Here is a 19,802-nt window from a genome sequence, read left to right as displayed (position 1 = left end):
TGCCGGGGCCTGATCACCGCGCACTGTGCGCGGACGGAGGAAACCACTCGATGAAGTTCACCGACGGCTACTGGCTGTCGCGACCGGGCGTCACCGCGCGCTACGCCACCGAGGTCGCGGACGTCCGGGCCGACGAGCACCGAATGACCCTCTACGCGCCGGTGAAGCAGGTGCTCAGCCGGGGCGGCACGCTCAACAGCCCGCTGCTGACCGTCGCATGCTGGTCGCCGGCCGAGGGAGTGATCGGGGTGCGCGCCACCCACCACGCCGGTTCCGTGCGGCGCGGGCCGGAGTTCGCGCTGCCGGGCGCGCAACCGGACGCCGGAAAGGTGCACTGGGACGGCGCCGTGGTCGAGCTCAGATCCGGTGAGCTGTCGCTGCGGGTGGACACCTCCCAGCCGTGGCACCTGGAGTTCACCGCCGACGGGCGAGTGCTGACCTCCGTCGGCGAGCGCGGCACCGGCTTCGTCACAGACGCCGACGGCCGGCACTTCATGCTCGGGCAACTCTCCCTGGATGTAGGGGAGTTGGTATACGGGCTGGGGGAACGGTTCACCCCCTTCGTCAAGAACGGGCAGGTGGTGGACATCTGGCAGGCGGACGGCGGCACCAGCAGCGAGCAGGCGTACAAGAACATCCCCTTCCACCTGACCAACCGCGGTTACGGCGTCTTCGTCAACCACCCGGGCAAGGTCAGTTACGAGGTCGGCTCCGAGTCCGTCGGCCAGGTCCAGTTCAGCGTCGAGGACCAGTCGCTGGAGTTCTTCGTCGTCCACGGCCCGAGCCCGAAGCGGATCCTGGAGCGCTACTCCGCGCTCACCGGCCGCCCCGCCCTGCCCCCGGCCTGGGCGCTGGGCCTGTGGCTGACCACCTCCTTCACCACCGACTACGACGAGGTCACCGTCAACCGCTTCGTCGACGGAATGGCCGAACGCGGCATCCCGCTGAGCGTCTTCCACTTCGACTGCTTCTGGATGCGCGCTTACCAGTGGTGCGACTTCGCATGGGACTCCGACACCTTCCCCGACCCGGCGGGCATGCTGAACAGGCTGAAGCAGCAGGGGCTGCGGATCTCCGCCTGGATCAACCCCTACATCGCGCAGCAGTCGGCGATGTTCGAGGAGGGTATGCGCGAGGGCCACCTGGTGAGGCGCCCGGACGGCAGCGTGTGGCAGTGGGACCTGTGGCAGCCCGGCATGGCGCTGGTGGACTTCACCAACCCGGCCGCGCGCGACTGGTACACCGGCAAACTGAAGACTCTGCTCGACCAGGGCGTGGACTGCTTCAAGACCGACTTCGGCGAGCGCATCCCCACCGACGTCGTCTGGCACGACGGCTCCGACCCCGAGCGGATGCACAACTACTACACCCACCTCTACAACCAGGCCGTCTTCGACCTGCTGCGCACCGAGCGCGGCGAGGGCGAGGCGCTGCTGTTCGCCCGCTGCGCCACGGCGGGCGGCCAGCAGTATCCGGTCCACTGGGGCGGCGACTGCGAGTCCCACTTCAAGGCCATGGCCGAGTCCCTGCGCGGCGGGCTCTCCCTCGGCCTGTCCGGCTTCGGCTTCTGGAGCCATGACATCGGCGGCTTCGAGGGCACCCCGACCCCGGCCGTGTTCAAGCGCTGGGTGCAGTTCGGGCTGCTCTCCTCGCACAGCCGCCTGCACGGCAGCAAGTCGTACCGAGTGCCGTGGGACTACGGCGAGGAGGCTGTCGACGTCACCCGCGAGTTCACCCTCCTCAAGCACCGCCTCGCCCCGTACCTCCAGCGCGCCGCGCAGCAGGCGCACACCGCGGGTACCCCGGTGATGCGCGCCATGGTGCTGGAGTTCCCCGACGACCCGGCCGCCGCCACCCTCGACCGGCAGTACATGCTCGGTGACGACCTGCTCGTCGCGCCCGTCTTCACCGACGACGGCACGGTCGAGTACTACGTGCCGGACGGCACGTGGACCAATGTGCTGACGGGCGCTCAGGTCACCGGCCCCCGCTGGGTCCGCGAGCAGCACGGCTTCCACACCCTGCCGCTGCTGGCCCGCCCGAACTCGGTCATCCCGCTGGCCGCCGACGACCAGCACCCGGTCTCCGCCTGGGCGGACGGCGTCGAGCTGCGGGTGCACGCCTTCGCCGACGGCGCCGAGCGCACCGTGGTGATCCCGAGCACCGACGGCCCCGGTGAGACGGCCCGCTTCCACCTGCGCCGCCGGGGCGGCAGGCTGCACGTGACCACCGACAGCGCGCAGCCGTGGCAGCTGCGCTTCGGCGGCCCGGACGGAACCGTGCACATCCAGCCCGCCGGCACCACGGAGGCCGATGTGCCGTACCCCGCATGATCCGGTGGACCTGCGGCAGCGGCACCAAGCAGCAGTTCCAGCGACGCACCGCATGAAGTGACACGAGACGCGGCGGGCGGTGTCCAGTACCGCCCGCCGCGTCTCATAGCTGCCGCTCAGGCCTCGGTGTTGAGCCGCCCCGAGCGGAAGGGCTCGACGCTGTAGGGCAGTTCGGCGAAACCCGCGTCGGCAAGTGCCTCCGCCAGGCCCGCAAGCGCCGCGATCCGGACGACCAGCGGCGGATCCGCCTCGACGCGGGCGCTGTCGCCGAGGTCGCGGACGCGGAGGTCCGTGACGTCGATTCCGGCCTCGGCGAGCAGCGCCCGTACGGCCGTTTCGGCCCGGTCGACGCGCGCCAGGCGGTAGGGGGTGACCTCGATGCCGTAGCGAACGCGGCTGGCGAGGCAGGGGGTTGCCGGTTTGTTCCAGGTCGGCAGCGACCAGTGCCGGCTGAGTTCGCGCACGTCCTCCTTGCTCAGGCCGGCATCGAGGAGCGGGGTCCGGATGCCGCGCTCCCGCCCTGCGCGGATACCGGGGCGGTACGGGTCGACGGCGTCGTCGGCGTCGTGCCGGTGGCCACCTGGTCGTCGAAGCCGTGCTCGTGGGCGAGTGCGGCGATGGTGTCCAGGACCTCGGACTTGCAGAAGTAGCAGCGGTCGGGGCCGTTGGCACGGTAGCCGGGGCGGGTCAACTCGCTGGTCCAGGCCGTCAGATGAACGACCCCGAATTCTTCGGCGAGTCGACGGGCGTGCGGGAGTTCGCCCTCGGCGAGGCTCTCCGACACGGCGGTGACGGCCAGGACACGGTCGGGGCCGAGGGCGCTGTACGGAGGCGGCGAGGACCAGAGCGGAGTCGGCGCCGCCCGAGTAGGCGACCGCACGACCCGGCCGTCGAGTTCCCGTATGCGGCTCAGGAGCCGGTGCTCCGGGGTGTGGTCACTCGTCACCGTGGTGTCCTCTTCGGCTCAGGCGCGCTGCGCGTGCGGCGACAGCGGGCAGGGGCAGATTCAGCGCCGCCGCGGCAGCCACCAGGTCGTCGTGTTCGGGCTTGGCGCCGTGCGGTCCGTGCTTGATGCGCACCGGGTGCTCCTCGACGTCGACGGTCTCAAAGGTGCGCGGCAGCGTGGTGCGGGTGGCGGCGACCCGGCGGATGCCGAGGCTGCCGGTTTCGGCCAGCACCAGGTCCCGCAGCCGTCGCTCGTGCTGTGGGGTGGTCAGGACGTGCAGGACCTGAGCGGGTCTGCCCTTCTTCATCACCGCCGGGGTCGTCCAGGCGTCGAGGGCGCGGGCGTTCAGCGCACGGGTGATGACGTGGCCGAGAACCTCGCCCGTGACGTCGTCGAGGTTGGTCTCCAGCGTGACGACGTCCTCCGCGGACGGGGACGCGACAGGCTCCCCGAGGGTCACGGACACGACGTTGGCCCTGTCGGGCAGGCGTCGGGTGCCCGCGCCGTAGCCCGTGGGGCCCACGGTCAGGAGCGGCGGCGGGCCGTAACGGGCGCCGGTGGCGCGCAGGGGGGCGGCGCCGGTGGGTGTCACCGTCTCCCCCGGCAGGTCGGTGCCGGTCACGGCCGCTCCCCTCAGCAGGGCGAGTGTGGCCGGTGCCGGGCAAGGGAGCACGCCGTGCGCGGAGTTCACCTGTCCCCGGCCGAGGGGCAGGGGTGAGCTGATCACCTCGGTGACGCCCAGGGCGTGCAGGGCGTGCCCGACCCCTGACGACTCCCGCCCCCCGCCGCCGCACCGTCGGCGCCCCGGCGCGGCGGCGGCGCCGACGCTCAACACGGCCAGCGCACCGATCCCGGCAGCGTCCTCGCCTTCCAGCCCGCCCCTCCCGCAGCCTTTCCGCCATCGCCCGGACCGCGCCGACGACCTTGTCGTACTGCTTCTGCCGCGCGGTGAGTCGCCCCTTGCGTTTCCTGAGAGGCATGCGGAAGCTCGCCGGGGTGCCCTCGTCACCGGTGTCAGTGATCGTGAGAGGCCCGCCTCCGGCGGCTGCCGTGTCGAGTGCGGCGAGCAGGCCGTGAGTGCGCGCCGTTGGACATGTCGCACGCGCCGGGACGGCCCGGGGAGGTCCGGATCCGGGAAGCCCTGGGGGTGGAGAGGACCTGGACGTTACCACCGTGTCGCTTGTGCCTGCCGCTCCACCACAGGCCCAGGCCCTGGGTGGGGCCGAACGAGGGCCTGGCCGGGGTGCGCGGAGCGGTCGGCGCCGGCTGGCCGCTCCGGCAGTGCCCGGGTCGTTGCCGACTGCCTCAACCCACCGTGACGGTGTAGGAGTTGGTGTCGAGCTGTCCGCGGCCGTTGAAGACCTCGGTCCCGGCCTGGACGCTGGAAAGGTACTTGGAGTTCGCTATCGACCCACGGTTCACCAGTGCGTTGGTGAAGTCGGCGAGGTTGAGGTTCGCGGACGTCGTGTTGCTGGTGCGGACGAACGAGTGGACCTTCCAGCCGATGTCGCCCTGGTACAGGTCCCAGCTGGCACCGCCGACGTTGAGCGTGGCGACCTTGGACCCCACGGGGCCGGCGCCGCCCGCGGTGTAGAGCCAGATCATGACCTCGTCGGTGGGCTGGCTCTGCCAGTCGGGGTTGGGGATGTCGTGCAGCCACAGGTCATACGCCACGTTGAGCGTGTTGATGTTGCTCTGGGTGACGTTGAAGTTCCAGGAGGTCCGCACCGGCCGGTTGGCGGACAACTGGGTGGGCAGCTGGGTGTTCTGCGTCTTCCACCCCCAGTGCCAGCCCAGGACCGAACTGGTATATGACTTGACGGAACTGTTCTGGCCTGCTTTGGATGTCCAGTCCCAGCTGGTGCCCCAGCCGATGGTGTCGCCGGACTGGTAGGTGTCCCAGGCACACTGCCAGCCGTTCCCGTTGTCCTGCCCCCACAGGTTGTTGTTCACGTAGTACTTGCCCTGGGTGATCGTCTCGTACGCGGCGCATGTGTGGGCGGCTGAAGCGGTCGAGGGCATCCCCAGCACGGCGGTGGCGCTGAGCACTACCGCGATCAGGGCTGAGCGCAGCGGTCGATGTCTCCTGAGCATGGATCACTCTCCGGATGATTGCGGGTTTCGTGACACAGGTCCGGTCGCGTGCGCCGATACGACGAGGCGCGGGGATCCGGCAATGGACAGCACGGATCGCAGGCCGACGGGATAGGCGGATCAGGGAAGGAGGCACTGAAAAGGCAGGCCGGTGCAGGGAGTTGCGCAAGTGCGGACCGGCAGTCGAAGCGCTTCGACGCTCACGATAGGACGGGCGACACAATGACGCAATATTTCTGTCGGAGTTTGTTGCATCCTGTTTGGCGCGCATGTACTGGCGGCCTACCGTGGGCCTTCCGCGCCCGGACCAGGTGCCCCAGTGGGAGTCCCCGGGGTGCGGTGGTCGCGGGCTTGCTCTTCCTGTCGCACCTAACTCGGGGCGGCCGGCCCGCTGTCGGCCGCGCTCGCAACCGTCGGCCACAGCACCCCGAGATCCCCGCGAATGGCGTCCATCGCGGCATCGTCGGCTGGGCCGGATCCACCCCGGCACCACTGCACCGGGGTCGCCACCGCCTACGAGGCCGGGGACGGAAACGGCGCCTGCCTGTTCGGCCCGAGTCTCGACCTCATGATCGCGGCCATGAACACCACTGACTACGAGACGTCCAGGGCATGCGGCGCGTACGTGCTGGTCCGCGCGGCCAACAGCAAGACGATCAGGGTACGGATCACCAGCGAGTGCCCCTTGCCCTGCGCACACGGGCAACTCGACCTCAACCAGGAGGCGTTCGCCGAGCTCGCCGACCTCGAGGTCGGCCGGATCCCGATCACCTGGCAGATGGTGAGTCCCAGCACGTCCGACACGATCTCCATCAAGTACAAGACCGGGTCCAGTTCCTATTGGGGCGGCATCCAGGCGATCGGCCACCGGAACCCGGTCGCGGGCCTGGAGGTCAAGACCGGCGACGACTGGCTGCGGTTGCCCCGCACCGAGGACAACTACTTCCTTTCCGCCGGCGGCAGCGGGTGCGGTAACTCGATCAGGATCACGGACATCTACGGCGAACGACTGACCATCACCGGGATCGCGTTGCGGCCGGACATCGTGCAGTCGACCGGGGCCCAGTTCGCCCGGCACTGAGAGTTGTCGAAGCGCATCGACACCGGCCTTTCCGCCAGTAGGCCGGGAACGGAGGAGGACAGGGAATCTTTCTTCGCGTCGAAGCTCTTGTTTCGCATGAAACATGTCCGTTAACTTCCTCGTGAGGTGAAGCGCTTCGACTCCGTGGAGGGCCTCCTCACAGGTGGGCTGACGCTCCATCAGATCGCCACGCGACTCTCCATAATCGAGGAGCCGTCATGACGGCACGCAGGATCACCGACCGCCTGGGCGGCCTCGCCTTCGGCGGGGACTACAACCCGGAGCAGTGGGACGAACCGGTCTGGAAGGAGGACGACGAGCTCATGCGCCGGGCCAGGGTCAACCTGGCCACCCTCGGAGTCTTCTCCTGGGCCCTGCTCGAACCCGAGCAAGGACGCTACGACTTCTCCTGGCTGGACGCCCACATCGAACGCCTGCACGCGAACGGTGTGGCCGTCGACCTCGCCACCCCGACCGCCTCCCCGCCGCCCTGGTTCACCCTCGCCCACCCCGAGGCCCTGGCGGTCAGGGCCGACGGCACCCGCCTCGTCCACGGCAGCCGCGACACCTACTGCCTCGCCGCCCCCGCCTACCGCAGCGCGGCCCGCCGTATCGCCTCCGCCCTGGCAGAACGGTACGGCGACCACCCCGCGCTCGCGCTGTGGCACGTGCACAACGAGTACGGCACGCTCTGCTGGTGCGACCACGCGGCCGCGGCTTTCCGGGTGTGGCTGCGCGCCCGCCACGGCTCGCTGGACGCCCTCAACGAGGCGTGGGGCACGGCCTTCTGGAGCCAGCGCTACTCCTCCTGGGAGCAGGTGCTGCCCCCGCGCGCGACGCAGTGGCACAAAAACCCCGGCCAGACACTGGACTTCCACCGCTTCTGGGCCGACGAGATCATCGCCGCTTACTGCGAGCAGCGGGCCGCGATCCGCGAGCACAGCGACCGCCCGGTGACGACGAACCTGATGCTGCCCTACTGCCTACGGCTCAACCTGTGGGCCTTCGCCCGCGAACTCGACGTCGTCACCTCCGACCAGTACCCGGACGCGAACGGCCTCGACGGCGCCGCACATGTGGCCTTCTACGCCGACCGCTCCCGCTCCCTGGCCGACGGCCGCCCGTGGCTGCTGATGGAGCAGGGCACCAGCACGGTCTACGACGGCGATCAGGTGATCGGCAAGGAGCCGGGTGACGTACTGCGCCACAGCCTCGGCCACATCGCGCGCGGTTCGGAGGGCGCCCTGTTCTTCCAGTGGCGGCAGTCCCGGGCGGGCGCCGAGACCTGGCACTCGGCGATGCTTCCGCACGCGGGTCCCGACAGCCGAATTTTCCGCGAGGTCACACAGACCGGTGAGGCGGTCGCCGCACTCGGGGAGCTGGCCGGATCGACGGTCACCGCGTCCGTGGCCGTGCTCGACGACCCGGACGCCATGTGGGCACTGGAGGTGGACGGCCTGCCCTCCTCCCGCCTCGACTACCACGCGCCGCTCGCCGGGGCACACCGCGCGCTGTGGGACGCGGGCGCCACCGTCGACTTCACCCACCCGGAGCACGATCTGAGCCGCTACCGGCTGGTCATCGCGCCGTCCCTGTTCCTGATGTCCGACAAGGGCGCCGAGAACCTGCGCCGTTACATCGCCGGCGGCGGGACCCTCCTCGTCCAGCACGCGACCGGATACGTCGACGAGCGCATGCACGCCCGCCTCGGCGGCTATCCGGCGGGACCGCTGCGCGAGGCGCTGGGCATCCGCGTCGAGGAACACCGGCCGCTACGTACGGACGAGCGGATCACCCTGTCGGACGGCTCGCACGGCACCGTCTGGAGCGAGTCCCTGCGCGCCGAGGGCGCCGAAACACTCGCCGCCTACACCCACGGCATGCTCGCGGGCAGCCCGGCACTCACCCGGCACCGCTTCGGCACCGGGCAGGGCTGGTATGTCTCCACGCGTCTGGACGAGGCCGACTACGGCGCTCTCGTCGGCCACCTGCTGAAGGAAGCCGGTGTCGAACCGGACGTACCCGGCCTGCCGGCCGGTGTGGAAGCCGTCACCCGGCACGCAGCCGACGGCCGCCGCTGGCACGTCCTGATCAACCACACCGAGGACGCCGTGCCGCTGCCGGAGCCCGCCCACGAGCTGCTCACCGGCACCACAGCCCACGAACTGCCGCCCGGCGGCTGCGCCGTCCTGCGCGGCCACTGACCTGGAAAAGGACAGCATGGAAAACGAACAGCGGAGCTTGCGCTGGGGTCACGAGGCCCTACAACTCCACTTCGTCCTCGACGACGACGGCAGCGTCCGCCTGACGCATCTCGTGCGGTACGGGCACGGCAAGGCCGGCTTCGAACTGACCGGACAGGGCTCCTGGTCCAACTGCGGGCACCTGCCCCGCCCCCACCTACCTCACCGTCTGGCGCCGCCCGGGCGGTGCGGCCACCACCACCCTCCGGCTGCCCGAACGGGCGGGCGGTGCGGCCCGTGCCGAGGTGCTGTACCCCGCCGTCAGGCCGTTGCCGTCTGACACCCGGCCACGGCTGACCTCACCTTGAACTGTCCACCGTGCCCTCCGCGGCGCTGCTCCGCATCATCCGCACGCGGCCGGACGCTTCCTAAGCACCGACCCTGCCGCCCACTCGACGAAAGGACGACCGAGGGTGCCCGCTGAGAACCGGCCCGCCCCCGCCGCCAACCCCGTGCTCGCGGGGTTCCACCCCGACCCGAGCATCTGCCGGGTCGGCGACGACTACTACCTCGCCTGCTCCAGCTTCGAGTACTTCCCCGGCGTACCGCTCTTCCACAGCCGTGACCTGGTGCACTGGCGGCAGATCGGCAATGTGCTGGACCGGCCGGAGCAGTTGCGTCTGCCGGCCTCCATGCCGTCCTCGGGCGGCATCTACGCCCCCACCCTGCGCCATCACGACGGCCGGTTCTGGCTGATCGTCACCAACGCCCGTGAAGGGGGCGGCAACCTGATCGTCACGGCGACCGACCCGGCCGGGCCGTGGTCGGATCCGATCCCGGCGCCAGGCGTGCACGGTATCGATCCCGACCTGGCCTGGGACGAGGGCGGCACCTGCTGGTGCACGGTCGCAGGGGTCGCGCAGGTCCGCATCGACCCGTCGACCGGTAAGACGTACGGCGAAGCGCACCGGCTCTGGTCCGGCGGGCCCGGCGCCAAGGCCCCGGAGGCACCGCACCTGTACCGGATCGGCGACTACTGGTACCTGCTCATCGCCGAGGGCGGCACCGAGCGCGGCCACGGCGTGTCGATCGCCCGAGGCCGTACACCCGCCGGCCCGTTCGAGCCGTGCCCGGCCAACCCGGTCCTCACCCACCGCGGCACCGACCACCCCATCCAGAACACCGGCCACGCGGACCTGGTCCAAGGCCCCGACGGCTCCTGGTGGATGGTCTTCCTCGGGGTCCGGCCGCGCGGCGGCACCCCGGGCTGGCACGTACTCGGCCGGGAAACCTTCTTGGCCCCCGTGACCTGGGAGGACGGCTGGCCGGTCGTCGGCGAGGTCACCCTGGACCTGTCCGCGCTCCCCTGGCCCCTCTCCCCCGCCCCCGCCGAAGAGCGACGGGACGACTTCAGGCTCAGCGAACTCGGGCCGGCCTGGATCTCCGTGCGGGACCGCCCTGCCGAGCTCTGCACCACCAAGGAGCGCCCCGGTTGGCTGACGCTCCGCGCGCGGGGCGACTCCCTGGACGCACCCGACGTGGTGTTCACCGGCCGCCGCCAGCAGCACCTCGCCTGCGGGACACGCACCCTGATCGACCCGTCCGAGGGGCGCGGCGGCCTCGCCGTCCGGCTGGACGAACGGCACCACTACGCGATCGAGGCATCCGCCACGGAAGTCCGGGTGATCGCCCGCGTCGGCTCCCTGCGCACGGTCGTGGCCGAACACTCCGTAGCCGCCGGGCCCCTGGTCCTCGCCGTCACCATCACGGACCCACCGCCCCCGCACGCGCCGTGCACCGGACCCGACGTCGTCTCCCTCGGCATCGAACAACCCGACGGCACGTTCACCCAACTCGCCGCCCTCGACGGCCGCTACCTGTCGACCGAGGTCGCCGGCGGTTTCACCGGACGCGTCATCGGCATGTACGCAGCTGCAGGCACCGTCCACTTCGACTGGTTCGACTACGAGCCCCTCGAAGTGTGAACCGACCGAAGGACGGAAAGGCATGACCGACCGAATGGGACAAAACATGAAGGGCATACGGCACCGCACCCCACCGTCGCAGCCTCGGCCCCGGCCGCGTGGCCTCCCTGCTCCTGGCGCTCGCCGTCGAGCCGGGAGTGGCCGGCGCCACGTCGACGGCCTCGACCGACGACACGGTCCGCCTCCGTGTAACGGGGCGTCATGGACGCTGTAGCGGCGATGCAGCCCCTGCTGGAACTCCGGCAACACCCTGGACACGGTTCCGCCTAGACGAACTGGGGCAGCCCGAACGTCACCGGGAGGCGGTCTACGCCGACGGCACCAACGCCGGCCCGCATGGCTGGACCTCGATCAAGAAAGTTCCGTGTCGCCATCACGCCGGAGTACGCCGCCGGCGAGATCACCCTGTCCCAGCGGTTCTTCGACGATGTCAACGACACCTCAAACGTGACGCTCACTTTCTACATTCCGGCAACACGCGAAACTCGGCCCACCAGACGCGGCCTCGGTTCGCCGCCGCCTTCTCACGACGTCACGCGTGAGAAGGCTCCATGCCGGCCCCCGATGGCTTCGGTTCCCTCCCCACGAGGAGTAGCCGGGCCAGACGCCTGTATTCCCGAGTCCGCACAACACCAATGCAGGAACCCGGCGAGGTTGCGCTAGGCGATTTCCGTGTGCCGGGCGAGTCGAAAACCAGCCTCTCGTTTCCATCGCAAAGGAGAACGTCATGCGACGACGCACGTTCATCGCCTCCCTCGGCGCGGCCACGGTCACGGCCGGTGCCCTGCCCGCCCCTGCCTTCGCCAAGGCCGATCCGAGAGGCAAGGACGCTTACACCTGGAAGAACGTCGCCGTCAACTGCGGCGGCTACGTTCCCGGCATCATCTTCAACGAGAGCGAGCGCAACCTGATCTACGCCCGCACCGACGTCGCCGGCGCCTTCCGCTGGCAGGAGGACTCCCGGACCTGGAAGCCGCTGATGGACTGGGTCGGCCGCGACAAGTGGGGTTACCAGTACGTGGTCTCGATGGCCACCGACCCAGTCGAAACCAACCGCGTCTACGCCGCGGTCGGCGCCTACACCACCGACTGGGACCCCAACAACGGCGCCGTCCTCTACTCCGACGACTACGGCGAGACCTGGGGCGTCGCACCGCTGCCCTTCAAACAGGGCGGCAACATGCCCGGCCGCGGCATGGGCGAGCGCCTGGTCGTCAACCCGGCCGACAACGCACAGCTGTACCTGGGCGCCCCCAGCGGGAACGGCCTGTGGCGCTCGACCGACTACGGCCGCACCTGGGCCGCGGTCGAGAACTTCCCCAACCCCGGCAACTTCGTCATCGACCCCACCAACGACTACCTCGCCGACAACCAGGGCGTGATCTGGATCGACTTCGACCGGATCGGCGGCGACATCTACGTGGGCGTGGCCGATCCGGACGACCCGCTCTATGTGTCCAAGGACGGCGGAGCCACCTGGCAGCCCGTGCCCGGCGCGGCCGAAGCGCTCGGCGAGGTCGACGGGAACCGAACCATCCCCAAGCAGTCCGCTGTGGACAACTCGAACGGGTACCTCTACATCGTCACCGGCTGGGACCCCGGCCCCTACAACGGCGCACCCGCCTCGGGCAACGGCGGCCAGATCTGGCGGCTGGAGACCCGGACCGGCCAATGGACCGACATCACCCCCGCGTACAACCCCAGAGGCCCGATCCCCGGTTTCGGCGGTCTGACCGTCGACCGCCAGAACCCCGGCACGCTCATGGCGGCCACGTGCAACAACTGGTACCCCGACGAGATCCTCTACCGCTCCACGGACTCCGGCAAGACCTGGCAGCTCAGCTGGGACTACGCCGAAGGCACCGAGCGCACCGACCGCTTCGTCATGGACAACACCGGCACGCCGTGGCTGGACTGGGGCGGCGTCGACGAGGGGCCCGCGTACGCGGTCAAGCACGGGTGGATGATCGACGGCCTGGCGATCGACCCGCACAACTCCGACCGCATCATGTGGGGCACCGGCGCCACCATCTGGGGCACCGAGGACCTGACGCAGTGGGACGCCCAAGGCGAGCTGATCGGCAAGAACGAGGCCGGCGAGCGGATCGCGCTGCCCGTCGAGCGGTTCACGGTCGGGGTGCGGGCCGAAGGCGTGGAAATGACGTGGGTCCGCGACCTCGCCGCCGTGGGCGGCACCCTCGTCTCCGCCATGGGCGACGTCAACGGCTTCGTCCACACCGACCTCGACCGGGCCGAGGAGATGATCCACCCCGACTGGGGCGGCACCAGTCTCGACTACGCCCAGTCCAACCCGGACATCATCGTCGGCAGCGGCGACGTGCACGGCGACACGTCCGGCCACGTCATCGTCTCCACCGACCGCGGCAAGACCTGGCGGGCCGCAACGCGACTCGCAGGCCTCCCGGCCAACAACCACGGCGGCGTCATCGCGATCACCGCCAACGCCTCCGCGCTCCTGTGGTCACCCAGCAACACCGACGTCACCCCGGTCTACAGCACCGACCTGGGCAAGACGTGGAACCCGGTCCGGGGACTCCCGGCAGGCACCAGGATCCGATCCGACCGCGTCAACCCGTCCGTCCTGTACGCCTTCTCCAGCGGCACGTTCTACCGAAGCACCGACGCGGGCCGGACGTTCTCCGACACCGGAGCGACCGGCCTGCCCGCCGAAGGCGTCGACGACTTCAGGGTCGCCCCCGGCCACAAGGGCCACATCTGGCTCGCCGGCCGTAGCGACAAGGACGACGTCGAGACGGGCCTGTGGCAATCCAAGGACGGCGGCACAACCTGGAAGCGCATCCGCACGATCGACTTGGCGATCTCGGTCGGCTTCGGCAAGGCCGCCAAACGATCCGGCTACCCGGCGATCTACACTTCAGCCACGGTCGAAGGCCAGGACGGCATCTTCCGCTCGACCGACGGCGGCAAATCCTGGATCCGCATCAACGACGACGACCACCAGTGGGGCTTCGCCGGGTCCGCCATCACCGGCGACCCGCTCATCTACGGCCGCGTCTACCTCAGTGCCCGCGGCATAATCTACGGCGACATCGTCGGCTGAGGCCACCGCCGCCCACTACCTGTCCGGCCGTTGACCTCACCGGCGTCGCCGATCAGGACCCCGGTCCGTCAGCAACCAAGCACATCGCAGATCTCCGGAGGAACGGACCACCCTGTCTTGGGGTTTCCCAGCGGACAGCCCGGCCCCGGGACGACACTACGAGTCTCGGGGCACGAGGTCTCTGCCGACCGCACAGCTGCTGATCGCGGACGCGCAAGGGCAGCGCCCAGGCAGTTTCGTTTGGATCAGTCGGTCGTTGGTTCGGGTGTGCCATTGATCATCAGGGGCGCGGATTGAGCTCCCAAACCGGACGCCGCAGAGGGGTGGCCGCTGGCGGGACCACCGCAAGGTGATCGACGCGATCGCCTACAAGTTCCAGACCAGCACGCAGTGAGTGCACCTGCCAGAGAAGTACGGCAACTGGCGAGGCGTCTACAACCGGCTGCGGAAGGCCGGTGATGGGGGTGGGCAGTGGGCAGGGGCCAGGCCGTTGCGCGGCGGCGGCCACCAGGCCGTGGCGCTCGACGTAAAGGGCGACTTGGTGGCGGGAAGCGCCGGTGAGTCCGCCGACGTAGTACCGGGCGAAGCCGTATCCCTCGCGGCCTTTGAGCCGGACGGCGGGCAGCGGCGCCCGCGCAGCGACCAGCGGATCCAGGTATGCCTCGAGGGCGGCCTGGCCGGCTGGGATGCTGGGGATCGTCCGGCCAGCCTCCGCCAGCCGTTTCGTGTCGGCGTGTCCGGCGAAGATGTCGTCGGCGAGGTCGTCGACCATGCGCAGGGCCCAGACCAGCAGTGGCCCCATGGTCCCTTCAGCGATCGGCTCGCTGGCGTTATCCCCACCCCCGGCGGCGGAGGCGGCTGGCAGGTAGTCGTCGGCACCGAGTTCGTCCCACGGCGGCCGGGAGATACCCGTGGGGCGGGCGGAGAGCTGGTCGAACGCCCACAGGCGGGTGAGGGTGCCGAGGACCTCCAGCACGCGCTCCCGGCTGGAGCCGGCGGCGAGCAGGTGCTGGTCGTAGGCGGTCCAGACGGCGGTGGTGCACTGGGCGAGCGAGGTCAGCCCGCGCTCGTCGAGCCAGGCCGCCAGGTACATCCACTGCCGTACCGCCTCGGTCAGGTCACTCAGGCTGACGCGAGCCCGCAGCCGGGTGGCGCGCTCGGCAAGGAAAGTGGGCCGCAACTCACCGTTAATCATGGTCCAGGCAGCAAGCCGGAGTTCGTCCCGGAAGGCCACGGGGCATTGACGCCAGCGGATGCTGGCCTTGTGGCGGCTGGGGTTCTCCGTCAACGCAGCCAGCGGCCAGATCCAGTCCGCGTAGCAGCCGTTGATGTGCGCGTGCATGGGCAGGACACGGTGCGGCAGCACGACGGGCGTGTCCGGTGCGGGCAGGGGCAGGATGTAGGGATCGTGGTGGGCTGCGGTGGTCACGCGTCGAGCACTCCGTTCAGCAGGCAGTCGATGAGATCACGGACGGCGTCGGTGACGCGGGCCAGGGCCTGAGCCCAGACCGGCTCGCCGAGGCGGCGCTTGAGGTCCTCAAGCCGGGCGTGGGCCTCGCCCCAGTCGGCCTCCCACACCGTCGGCGGCTGGGCCGAGCGCAGGTGGTTCAGCGCCCGGTGCAGATGGGCCAGGCGCGCATGGTGGCCGGTGTGGATGCGGGCGTTGGTGCAACCCAGGCACATCAGGAACGAGGCACGGCAGCCCTCGCCCGGCCCGGTGAAGGGACTGTGCCCGTAGTCGTGGCAATCCGCCGTCGCGGTCTCCCGGTCGTCGGGATCGGGAATGGCACGGAGTTCGGCGACCAGGACTGCCTGGCGGGCGCGCTCGGCGGCGTCCTCGGCGCCGGCCGCGATGATGTCCGCGGCCTCTTGCTGCACCCGTTGGTCGACCAGCACGTAGTCACGGCCATGGGTGGCCTGGCTGTTCTGCCCGGGCTCGCGCCGCACCAGCGCATTGACCGTGCGCCGCCCGCGGCGGAAGGGCGAACCGGCCAGTCCTTCGGCCCGGGCCCAGGCGCTGCCAGCGCCATCGATCACGCCGAACCGGAAGAGTCCGACCGGTGGGTGGTGATCGGAGGTGGTGATGGCGTGCCCACCCTGCGCCCAGCGCCACACGATCAGCAGGTCGGTGCCGGGCGCGAGGTCCTCGACGACGGCACGCGCGAAGCGGGTGGCCTGCAGGGCTTCGGTGATCAGCCGTCCCGGGGAGCCGGCGCCGTCGTCGGTGACATTGCGGCTCTCGAAGTAGCGGCCGCCGCCGCGCCGGTACTTCACCACAGGGATGCGGTACGTCGGGTGCCCGTCCTCCCCGGGGTCGGGGCTGGCCTTGGGGACCTTGGCCTGGTGGATCACGGACAGGTTCCAGCCGAACTCGGCCATCAGCAGCACGCCCAGGGCAGCGGCCTCCAGCCGGGACAGGAACAGCCGCTGCCAGGTCGCGGCCGGGCTGGTGTTGCCCAGGACGGGATGGAACCGCCAGACCGGATTCCGTGCTCCCTTCGCGCTGACCCGGCGCGGGATGTCGCCCGTGCGGGCCAGAGAGGCGAGCGCCTCGCCCAGGATGAAGTCGTGGCTGCCCGGCGCGAAGGCGCCCGCCCGCCACCGCTCCAGGTGCGCCGCGTTGTCGTTGATACGCAGAGCAGCGCGGCGCGGAAGGTGCGCCTCGCCGCCCGCTTGATGCGGTCGAACTCTTCCTCGCTGTAAGACTGCGTCTGGCTCTTCGGCCGTTGAGTACGCACAGCCAGCTCGTCCGCCACCGGCCCGCTCACCAGCCGGGCATCCTGCCGCAGCAGGCTGCCGACCCGGGTGATGGCGTTGTAGCCGCCCGCCGTGCCCGCCTCGCTCAGCCGCCACTGCTTGACCTGCGCCGTGGTCAGCTCCTCCACGTCCCTGGGCGGCCGCTCGAGCCCGGACAAAAACACGGTGAACTTCTCCAGGAGCTCGAACATCAGTCTCGACGAGCGGTGGCTACCCCACCGGTTGGGATGACAGCGCGCGGCAAACAACACAGCCAGGGAGCGCTGCATCGGCTCGGCGACCGGCAGCGTCGCGAAGTCGTACGCCCGCACCCGGCCATTGCGGTCGACGTGCCGTACGACGAGCCCGCCCGGATCCAGGGGTTCGGGGCGTGCATGGTCGCCTGGGGGAAGGGCGGCCCGGCGTCCCCGTCGGTTCACGCCACACCCCCGAAGGGGTCGAGGCGGTCGTCGAGGTCCTGGATGCCGTCCGACTCCCGGGCGATGCGCGCGAAGACCTCATCCAGCTCCGGCATCGGCGCCTGCTCCGGATCGTCGTCGGCCGTGGTCAGCATCGCCCGCAAGTGCAGATCGGCCACGGGCGCGAGGTAGATGTCGACGGTGGTCTGCCGCGATGCGTGTCCCAGCAGGTTCTGCACCATGAACCATGGATCCCCGTACAGCAGACGGAAGTCCCGCCGCTCGGCCGGACTCAGCCCGACCGCCGGTCCATCAGGTAGTTCAGCACCACGAGCATGTACAGGGCGAACGAGTGCCGTGCCGAGTGCGGGGTCGCGTATGGGGCGAAGACCTGATGCGGATCCATCCCCAGGTACCTCGGCGGCGTCAGCACCTTCGCGCACCGCTCGTTCGCCGTACGGAAGACGCCGTCCCAGGAGTGCGGCCGAAACGGCATCCCCTGCTCGTTCAGCCACAGCCACAGCGGCTCCGGACCCTGCGGCCCCTCAGTGAACATCAGCATCCGCTCGTGCACGGACAGCAGATTCAACTCCCGCTCCCCAACGACACCATGCCGATCGCGCCACCGCACCTTCGGCTTCAACCCGCGCGTCACTTCGGTGACCAGCCGCAGCTGCGGAAGCTGTTCGTACCGGTCGGCCTGCTGGGCCTTGCGGACCACCCACACCCGCGAGGAATGGCGCGTTCGGCTGGCGGAGCGTCGATGGCGCGTGGGGTTTTACGCAGGACAGCAACGCGATCCGATGTGGCTCTGCGATAGAGGGAGACGTCTACACGGCTGGTCGCTGCCCCGCTGACAGAGATGAGGCGCCGCAAATCCGCGTAGAGGGGGAAGGTGTCATCGCGCAGCAACTCGTCAAATGTTCGGCCGCGGGCCGCGTGGCCGGGCAAAGAACGCAGTAGATAGGCGGGAGCGTGGGCCCAACCTTTCGCCTGTCCTGCGCGCAGGAGTTCTGCGGTGATGGTTTTCTCGTCTTCGATGGTGTTGCGGTGGCGTCGCAGCGCCTCGTTCAGCGCTTGGTGGAAAAGCCGGAAGACAGGTGCGTGGATTTGCGCCGTGCTGGTTTCGACGAGGAAGTTGGCTGCGGAGGACTGGGCGAATGCCCGTAGTCGTTGCTCGGTGGGGGCTTTGTGACCCAGGGCGGCGACGGTGGCGCGCCAGAGGTCCACCGGCATCCCGGGCGCCTCGGCGTATGCCAGGGCTGTCAGGAGCGCCGCAGCGGGCACGCCCTCGACGCTGGGGAGCAGGGCGAGGTACTCGCTCAGGGCCGCATCGACGGTGGGGGGAAAGGTGAGTGCTTCGGCGGGCACAGGCTGTTGGTCATGCATGCCGTGGGCGCGGGCGACGAGACCGGCGACGAGGAAGTTGCCCTCGGCGAGGAAGGCGATCCGTTCGGCGACGGGTTCTGCGGTCTCAAGTGTGTTGTAGGGATTGTCGTGGCGTTCGTCGCCGTGGAGTTGGAGGGTGGCCAGTGCGTAGGCGGTGAGATCGGCCAACTCGAAAAATTCAGGTGTGTCGAGGTCGACCACGCGGGGATTGCCGAACTCCTGCAGGAGAGGGCCGGCGTCGTCTTGTCGTCGGCTGCCGACGACAACGCGTACGCCCAGCCGATCGAGGTTCTCAGCCAGGGGCCGCGCGATGTGATGAATGATCAGGCGAACCTGCTGCGGGCTGGCCGCCTCGTGAAGGGCATCGATGACTACGGTGAACCCAGTGCGCCCAGTGCTTTCCAGCGCGTCACGCAAGCTGGGGGCAAAGTCGCGGATCGTGGCCGGGAGCTGCGCGGATGCGGCGCGGGCGATCTCACCTGCCACTTCCAGGGCAGTCTTTCCCTTGGCATGCACCGCGCAGGCAACTGACCGCGCGCATGCGCGCACGGCGTCGTCGCCGGGTGGGAGGGCTGCGGCGATCCCAGGATCGGCGGTGGTGACGATCCGGCCCAGCACGGCCGACTTGCCTACTCCTGGCGAGCCGGTCACGACCAACACTTGGCGCCTAGCAAGCGTGCTGGTGAGCCAGTCGCTCACCTCGTTCAGCGCGGCCGTACGCCCGCGGAAACGGAAGCCGCGTTCAGTATCCGTGCTCACGCCGCGGGCACGCGGGCGCCAGTGCCGCCCTGCTTCCGCATCCTCGGCCAGGCTCCAGCCCCAAGCAGCCAGTGCGCTCTCGCCAGCGGCCTCTGCGGACCAGCCAGTCAGTAGATGAAGCTTTTGGTCTGGCAGGCACTCGCCGATAGCGCGGACGGTGATCGCTCGGGCGTCGCCGTTTGCTCCCTGGGCCTGGCCCACCATGCCCACCACAGCGTCGTAGTCCGGCGACCACAGCGCTGCCCCGCTGAAGCCGGACTTGACGCCGTAGCGGGAGCCGGTGTCCAGGCGTACCCAGCCGTACCCAAGTTCCTCTCCGACAACTCCGTCGGAGGAGTTGCCCAGCATCCCGTCGGGAAACCCGAACGCCCACCACCGACGCTGGACAAGGCTCCCGATCTCTGGCTCCCGCAAACGGGCCGCATACTCCTCGGGGACCGGCTCGGCAAGGATTAGAGCCGCGACATCATCAATGTCGTGCTCCTCAACCGCAGGAGCTACGACTTCGTGTACTCGGACGCGACGGCGCCGCCCAAGGGCCTGTGCCTTGGGAAACGCTACCCACAACTCTGCTCGTTGCCGCCCACCCTCGAACACCACATGTGCGCAGGTCAGCACCCGTCGCCCGTCGATCAGGAAACCAGACCCGAGCGGGCGGCGGTCCGCTGCCCCGGCGTGGATCGCAGCCACCCAACCTTCCGCTGGGGGCCGCGCGTTGCTGTCCGTCGTACTCACACTGCGTCCGGCGTCGTCCCCGGCCACGTTAGGGTGATTTCAAAGTTCGCCTCAGTGAGC

The 19,802-nt window shown here is 69.8% G+C and carries 14 protein-coding genes; 5 read left to right on the top strand and 9 right to left on the bottom strand.

What is annotated here, in order from left to right; translation table 11 throughout:
- Window positions 1-50 precede the first annotated feature (50 nt).
- Window positions 51-2,333 carry an alpha-xylosidase gene (gene yicI / locus SSP24_RS18425; protein ID WP_141310733.1) on the top strand — a complete coding sequence of 761 codons (2,283 nt, stop codon included), beginning with the start codon at window positions 51-53 and terminating at the stop codon, window positions 2,331-2,333.
- A 116-nt stretch (window positions 2,334-2,449) separates the two neighbouring features.
- Here yicI and SSP24_RS44170 read toward each other — a convergent pair whose 3' ends face one another.
- The 4 genes from SSP24_RS44170 to SSP24_RS18410 all read right to left on the bottom strand — a co-directional run bounded on the left by SSP24_RS44170 (window position 2,450) and on the right by SSP24_RS18410 (window position 5,373).
- The gene (locus SSP24_RS44170) at window positions 2,450-2,797 is read right to left on the bottom strand and encodes an adenine nucleotide alpha-hydrolase family protein (RefSeq protein WP_229866189.1); all 348 of its coding nucleotides are present in this window, start codon (window positions 2,795-2,797) and stop codon (window positions 2,450-2,452) included.
- 11 nt (window positions 2,798-2,808) lie between these two features.
- Window positions 2,809-3,279 (bottom strand): adenine nucleotide alpha-hydrolase family protein, encoded by a 471-nt coding sequence (locus SSP24_RS44165; protein ID WP_229866191.1) that lies wholly within the window; start codon window positions 3,277-3,279, stop codon window positions 2,809-2,811.
- Window positions 3,269-4,111, bottom strand: a complete 843-nt coding sequence (larC2, locus tag SSP24_RS18415) for a nickel pincer cofactor biosynthesis protein LarC2 (protein WP_229866193.1) — start codon at window positions 4,109-4,111, stop codon at window positions 3,269-3,271. The genes SSP24_RS44165 and larC2 overlap by 11 nt, the downstream gene beginning before the upstream one ends.
- A gap of 473 nt (window positions 4,112-4,584) precedes the next feature.
- Window positions 4,585-5,373: a GH12 family glycosyl hydrolase domain-containing protein gene (locus SSP24_RS18410; protein WP_141310732.1), complete on the bottom strand. Its 789-nt coding sequence runs from the start codon at window positions 5,371-5,373 to the stop codon at window positions 4,585-4,587.
- 442 nt (window positions 5,374-5,815) lie between these two features.
- Here SSP24_RS18410 and SSP24_RS18405 point away from each other — a divergent pair, with 442 nt between their 5' ends.
- The 4 genes from SSP24_RS18405 (at window position 5,816) to SSP24_RS18390 (ending at window position 13,704) form a co-directional block, all read left to right on the top strand.
- On the top strand, window positions 5,816-6,454 hold the full coding sequence (locus SSP24_RS18405; RefSeq protein WP_141310731.1) for an expansin EXLX1 family cellulose-binding protein: 639 nt from the start codon (window positions 5,816-5,818) through the stop codon (window positions 6,452-6,454).
- A 218-nt stretch (window positions 6,455-6,672) separates the two neighbouring features.
- Complete coding sequence (locus tag SSP24_RS18400) at window positions 6,673-8,658, top strand: beta-galactosidase (protein WP_141310730.1); 1,986 nt, start codon at window positions 6,673-6,675, stop codon at window positions 8,656-8,658.
- A 452-nt stretch (window positions 8,659-9,110) separates the two neighbouring features.
- Complete coding sequence (locus SSP24_RS18395; protein ID WP_141310729.1) at window positions 9,111-10,622, top strand: glycoside hydrolase family 43 protein; 1,512 nt, start codon at window positions 9,111-9,113, stop codon at window positions 10,620-10,622.
- 727 nt (window positions 10,623-11,349) lie between these two features.
- A complete protein-coding gene (locus SSP24_RS18390; RefSeq protein ID WP_141310728.1) occupies window positions 11,350-13,704 on the top strand; it encodes a VPS10 domain-containing protein in 2,355 nt (784 codons plus the stop codon).
- 280 nt (window positions 13,705-13,984) lie between these two features.
- On the opposite strand, the gene SSP24_RS18385 is transcribed toward SSP24_RS18390, so the two are convergent.
- From SSP24_RS18385 to SSP24_RS18360, 5 genes are all read right to left on the bottom strand, one after another.
- Window positions 13,985-15,133: a hypothetical protein gene (locus tag SSP24_RS18385; protein WP_141310727.1), complete on the bottom strand. Its 1,149-nt coding sequence runs from the start codon at window positions 15,131-15,133 to the stop codon at window positions 13,985-13,987.
- Window positions 15,130-16,557: a hypothetical protein gene (locus SSP24_RS18380; RefSeq protein WP_189986360.1), complete on the bottom strand. Its 1,428-nt coding sequence runs from the start codon at window positions 16,555-16,557 to the stop codon at window positions 15,130-15,132. The genes SSP24_RS18385 and SSP24_RS18380 overlap by 4 nt, the downstream gene beginning before the upstream one ends.
- A 319-nt stretch (window positions 16,558-16,876) precedes the next feature.
- Entirely contained in the window at window positions 16,877-17,101 is a 225-nt protein-coding gene (locus tag SSP24_RS18370) for a hypothetical protein (protein ID WP_141310724.1), read from the bottom strand.
- A gap of 50 nt (window positions 17,102-17,151) precedes the next feature.
- Entirely contained in the window at window positions 17,152-17,448 is a 297-nt protein-coding gene (locus SSP24_RS18365; RefSeq protein WP_141310723.1) for a hypothetical protein, read from the bottom strand.
- A gap of 62 nt (window positions 17,449-17,510) precedes the next feature.
- Window positions 17,511-19,697, bottom strand: a complete 2,187-nt coding sequence (locus tag SSP24_RS18360) for a trypsin-like peptidase domain-containing protein (RefSeq protein ID WP_141310722.1) — start codon at window positions 19,695-19,697, stop codon at window positions 17,511-17,513.
- Window positions 19,698-19,802 lie beyond the last annotated feature (105 nt).

Source organism: Streptomyces spinoverrucosus (assembly GCF_006539505.1).
Taxonomy (GTDB): domain Bacteria; phylum Actinomycetota; class Actinomycetes; order Streptomycetales; family Streptomycetaceae; genus Streptomyces; species Streptomyces spinoverrucosus.
This window is presented reverse-complemented; position numbering and strand designations above follow the sequence as displayed.

Coding starts and splice junctions, on each gene's coding strand:
- yicI (WP_141310733.1), top strand. CDS start 51: ATGAAGTTCACCGACGGCTACTGGCTGTCGCGACCGGGCGTCACCGCG.
- SSP24_RS18410 (WP_141310732.1), bottom strand. CDS start 5,373: ATGCTCAGGAGACATCGACCGCTGCGCTCAGCCCTGATCGCGGTAGTG.
- SSP24_RS18405 (WP_141310731.1), top strand. CDS start 5,816: ATGGCGTCCATCGCGGCATCGTCGGCTGGGCCGGATCCACCCCGGCAC.
- SSP24_RS18400 (WP_141310730.1), top strand. CDS start 6,673: ATGACGGCACGCAGGATCACCGACCGCCTGGGCGGCCTCGCCTTCGGC.
- SSP24_RS18390 (WP_141310728.1), top strand. CDS start 11,350: ATGCGACGACGCACGTTCATCGCCTCCCTCGGCGCGGCCACGGTCACG.
- SSP24_RS18370 (WP_141310724.1), bottom strand. CDS start 17,101: ATGGTGCAGAACCTGCTGGGACACGCATCGCGGCAGACCACCGTCGAC.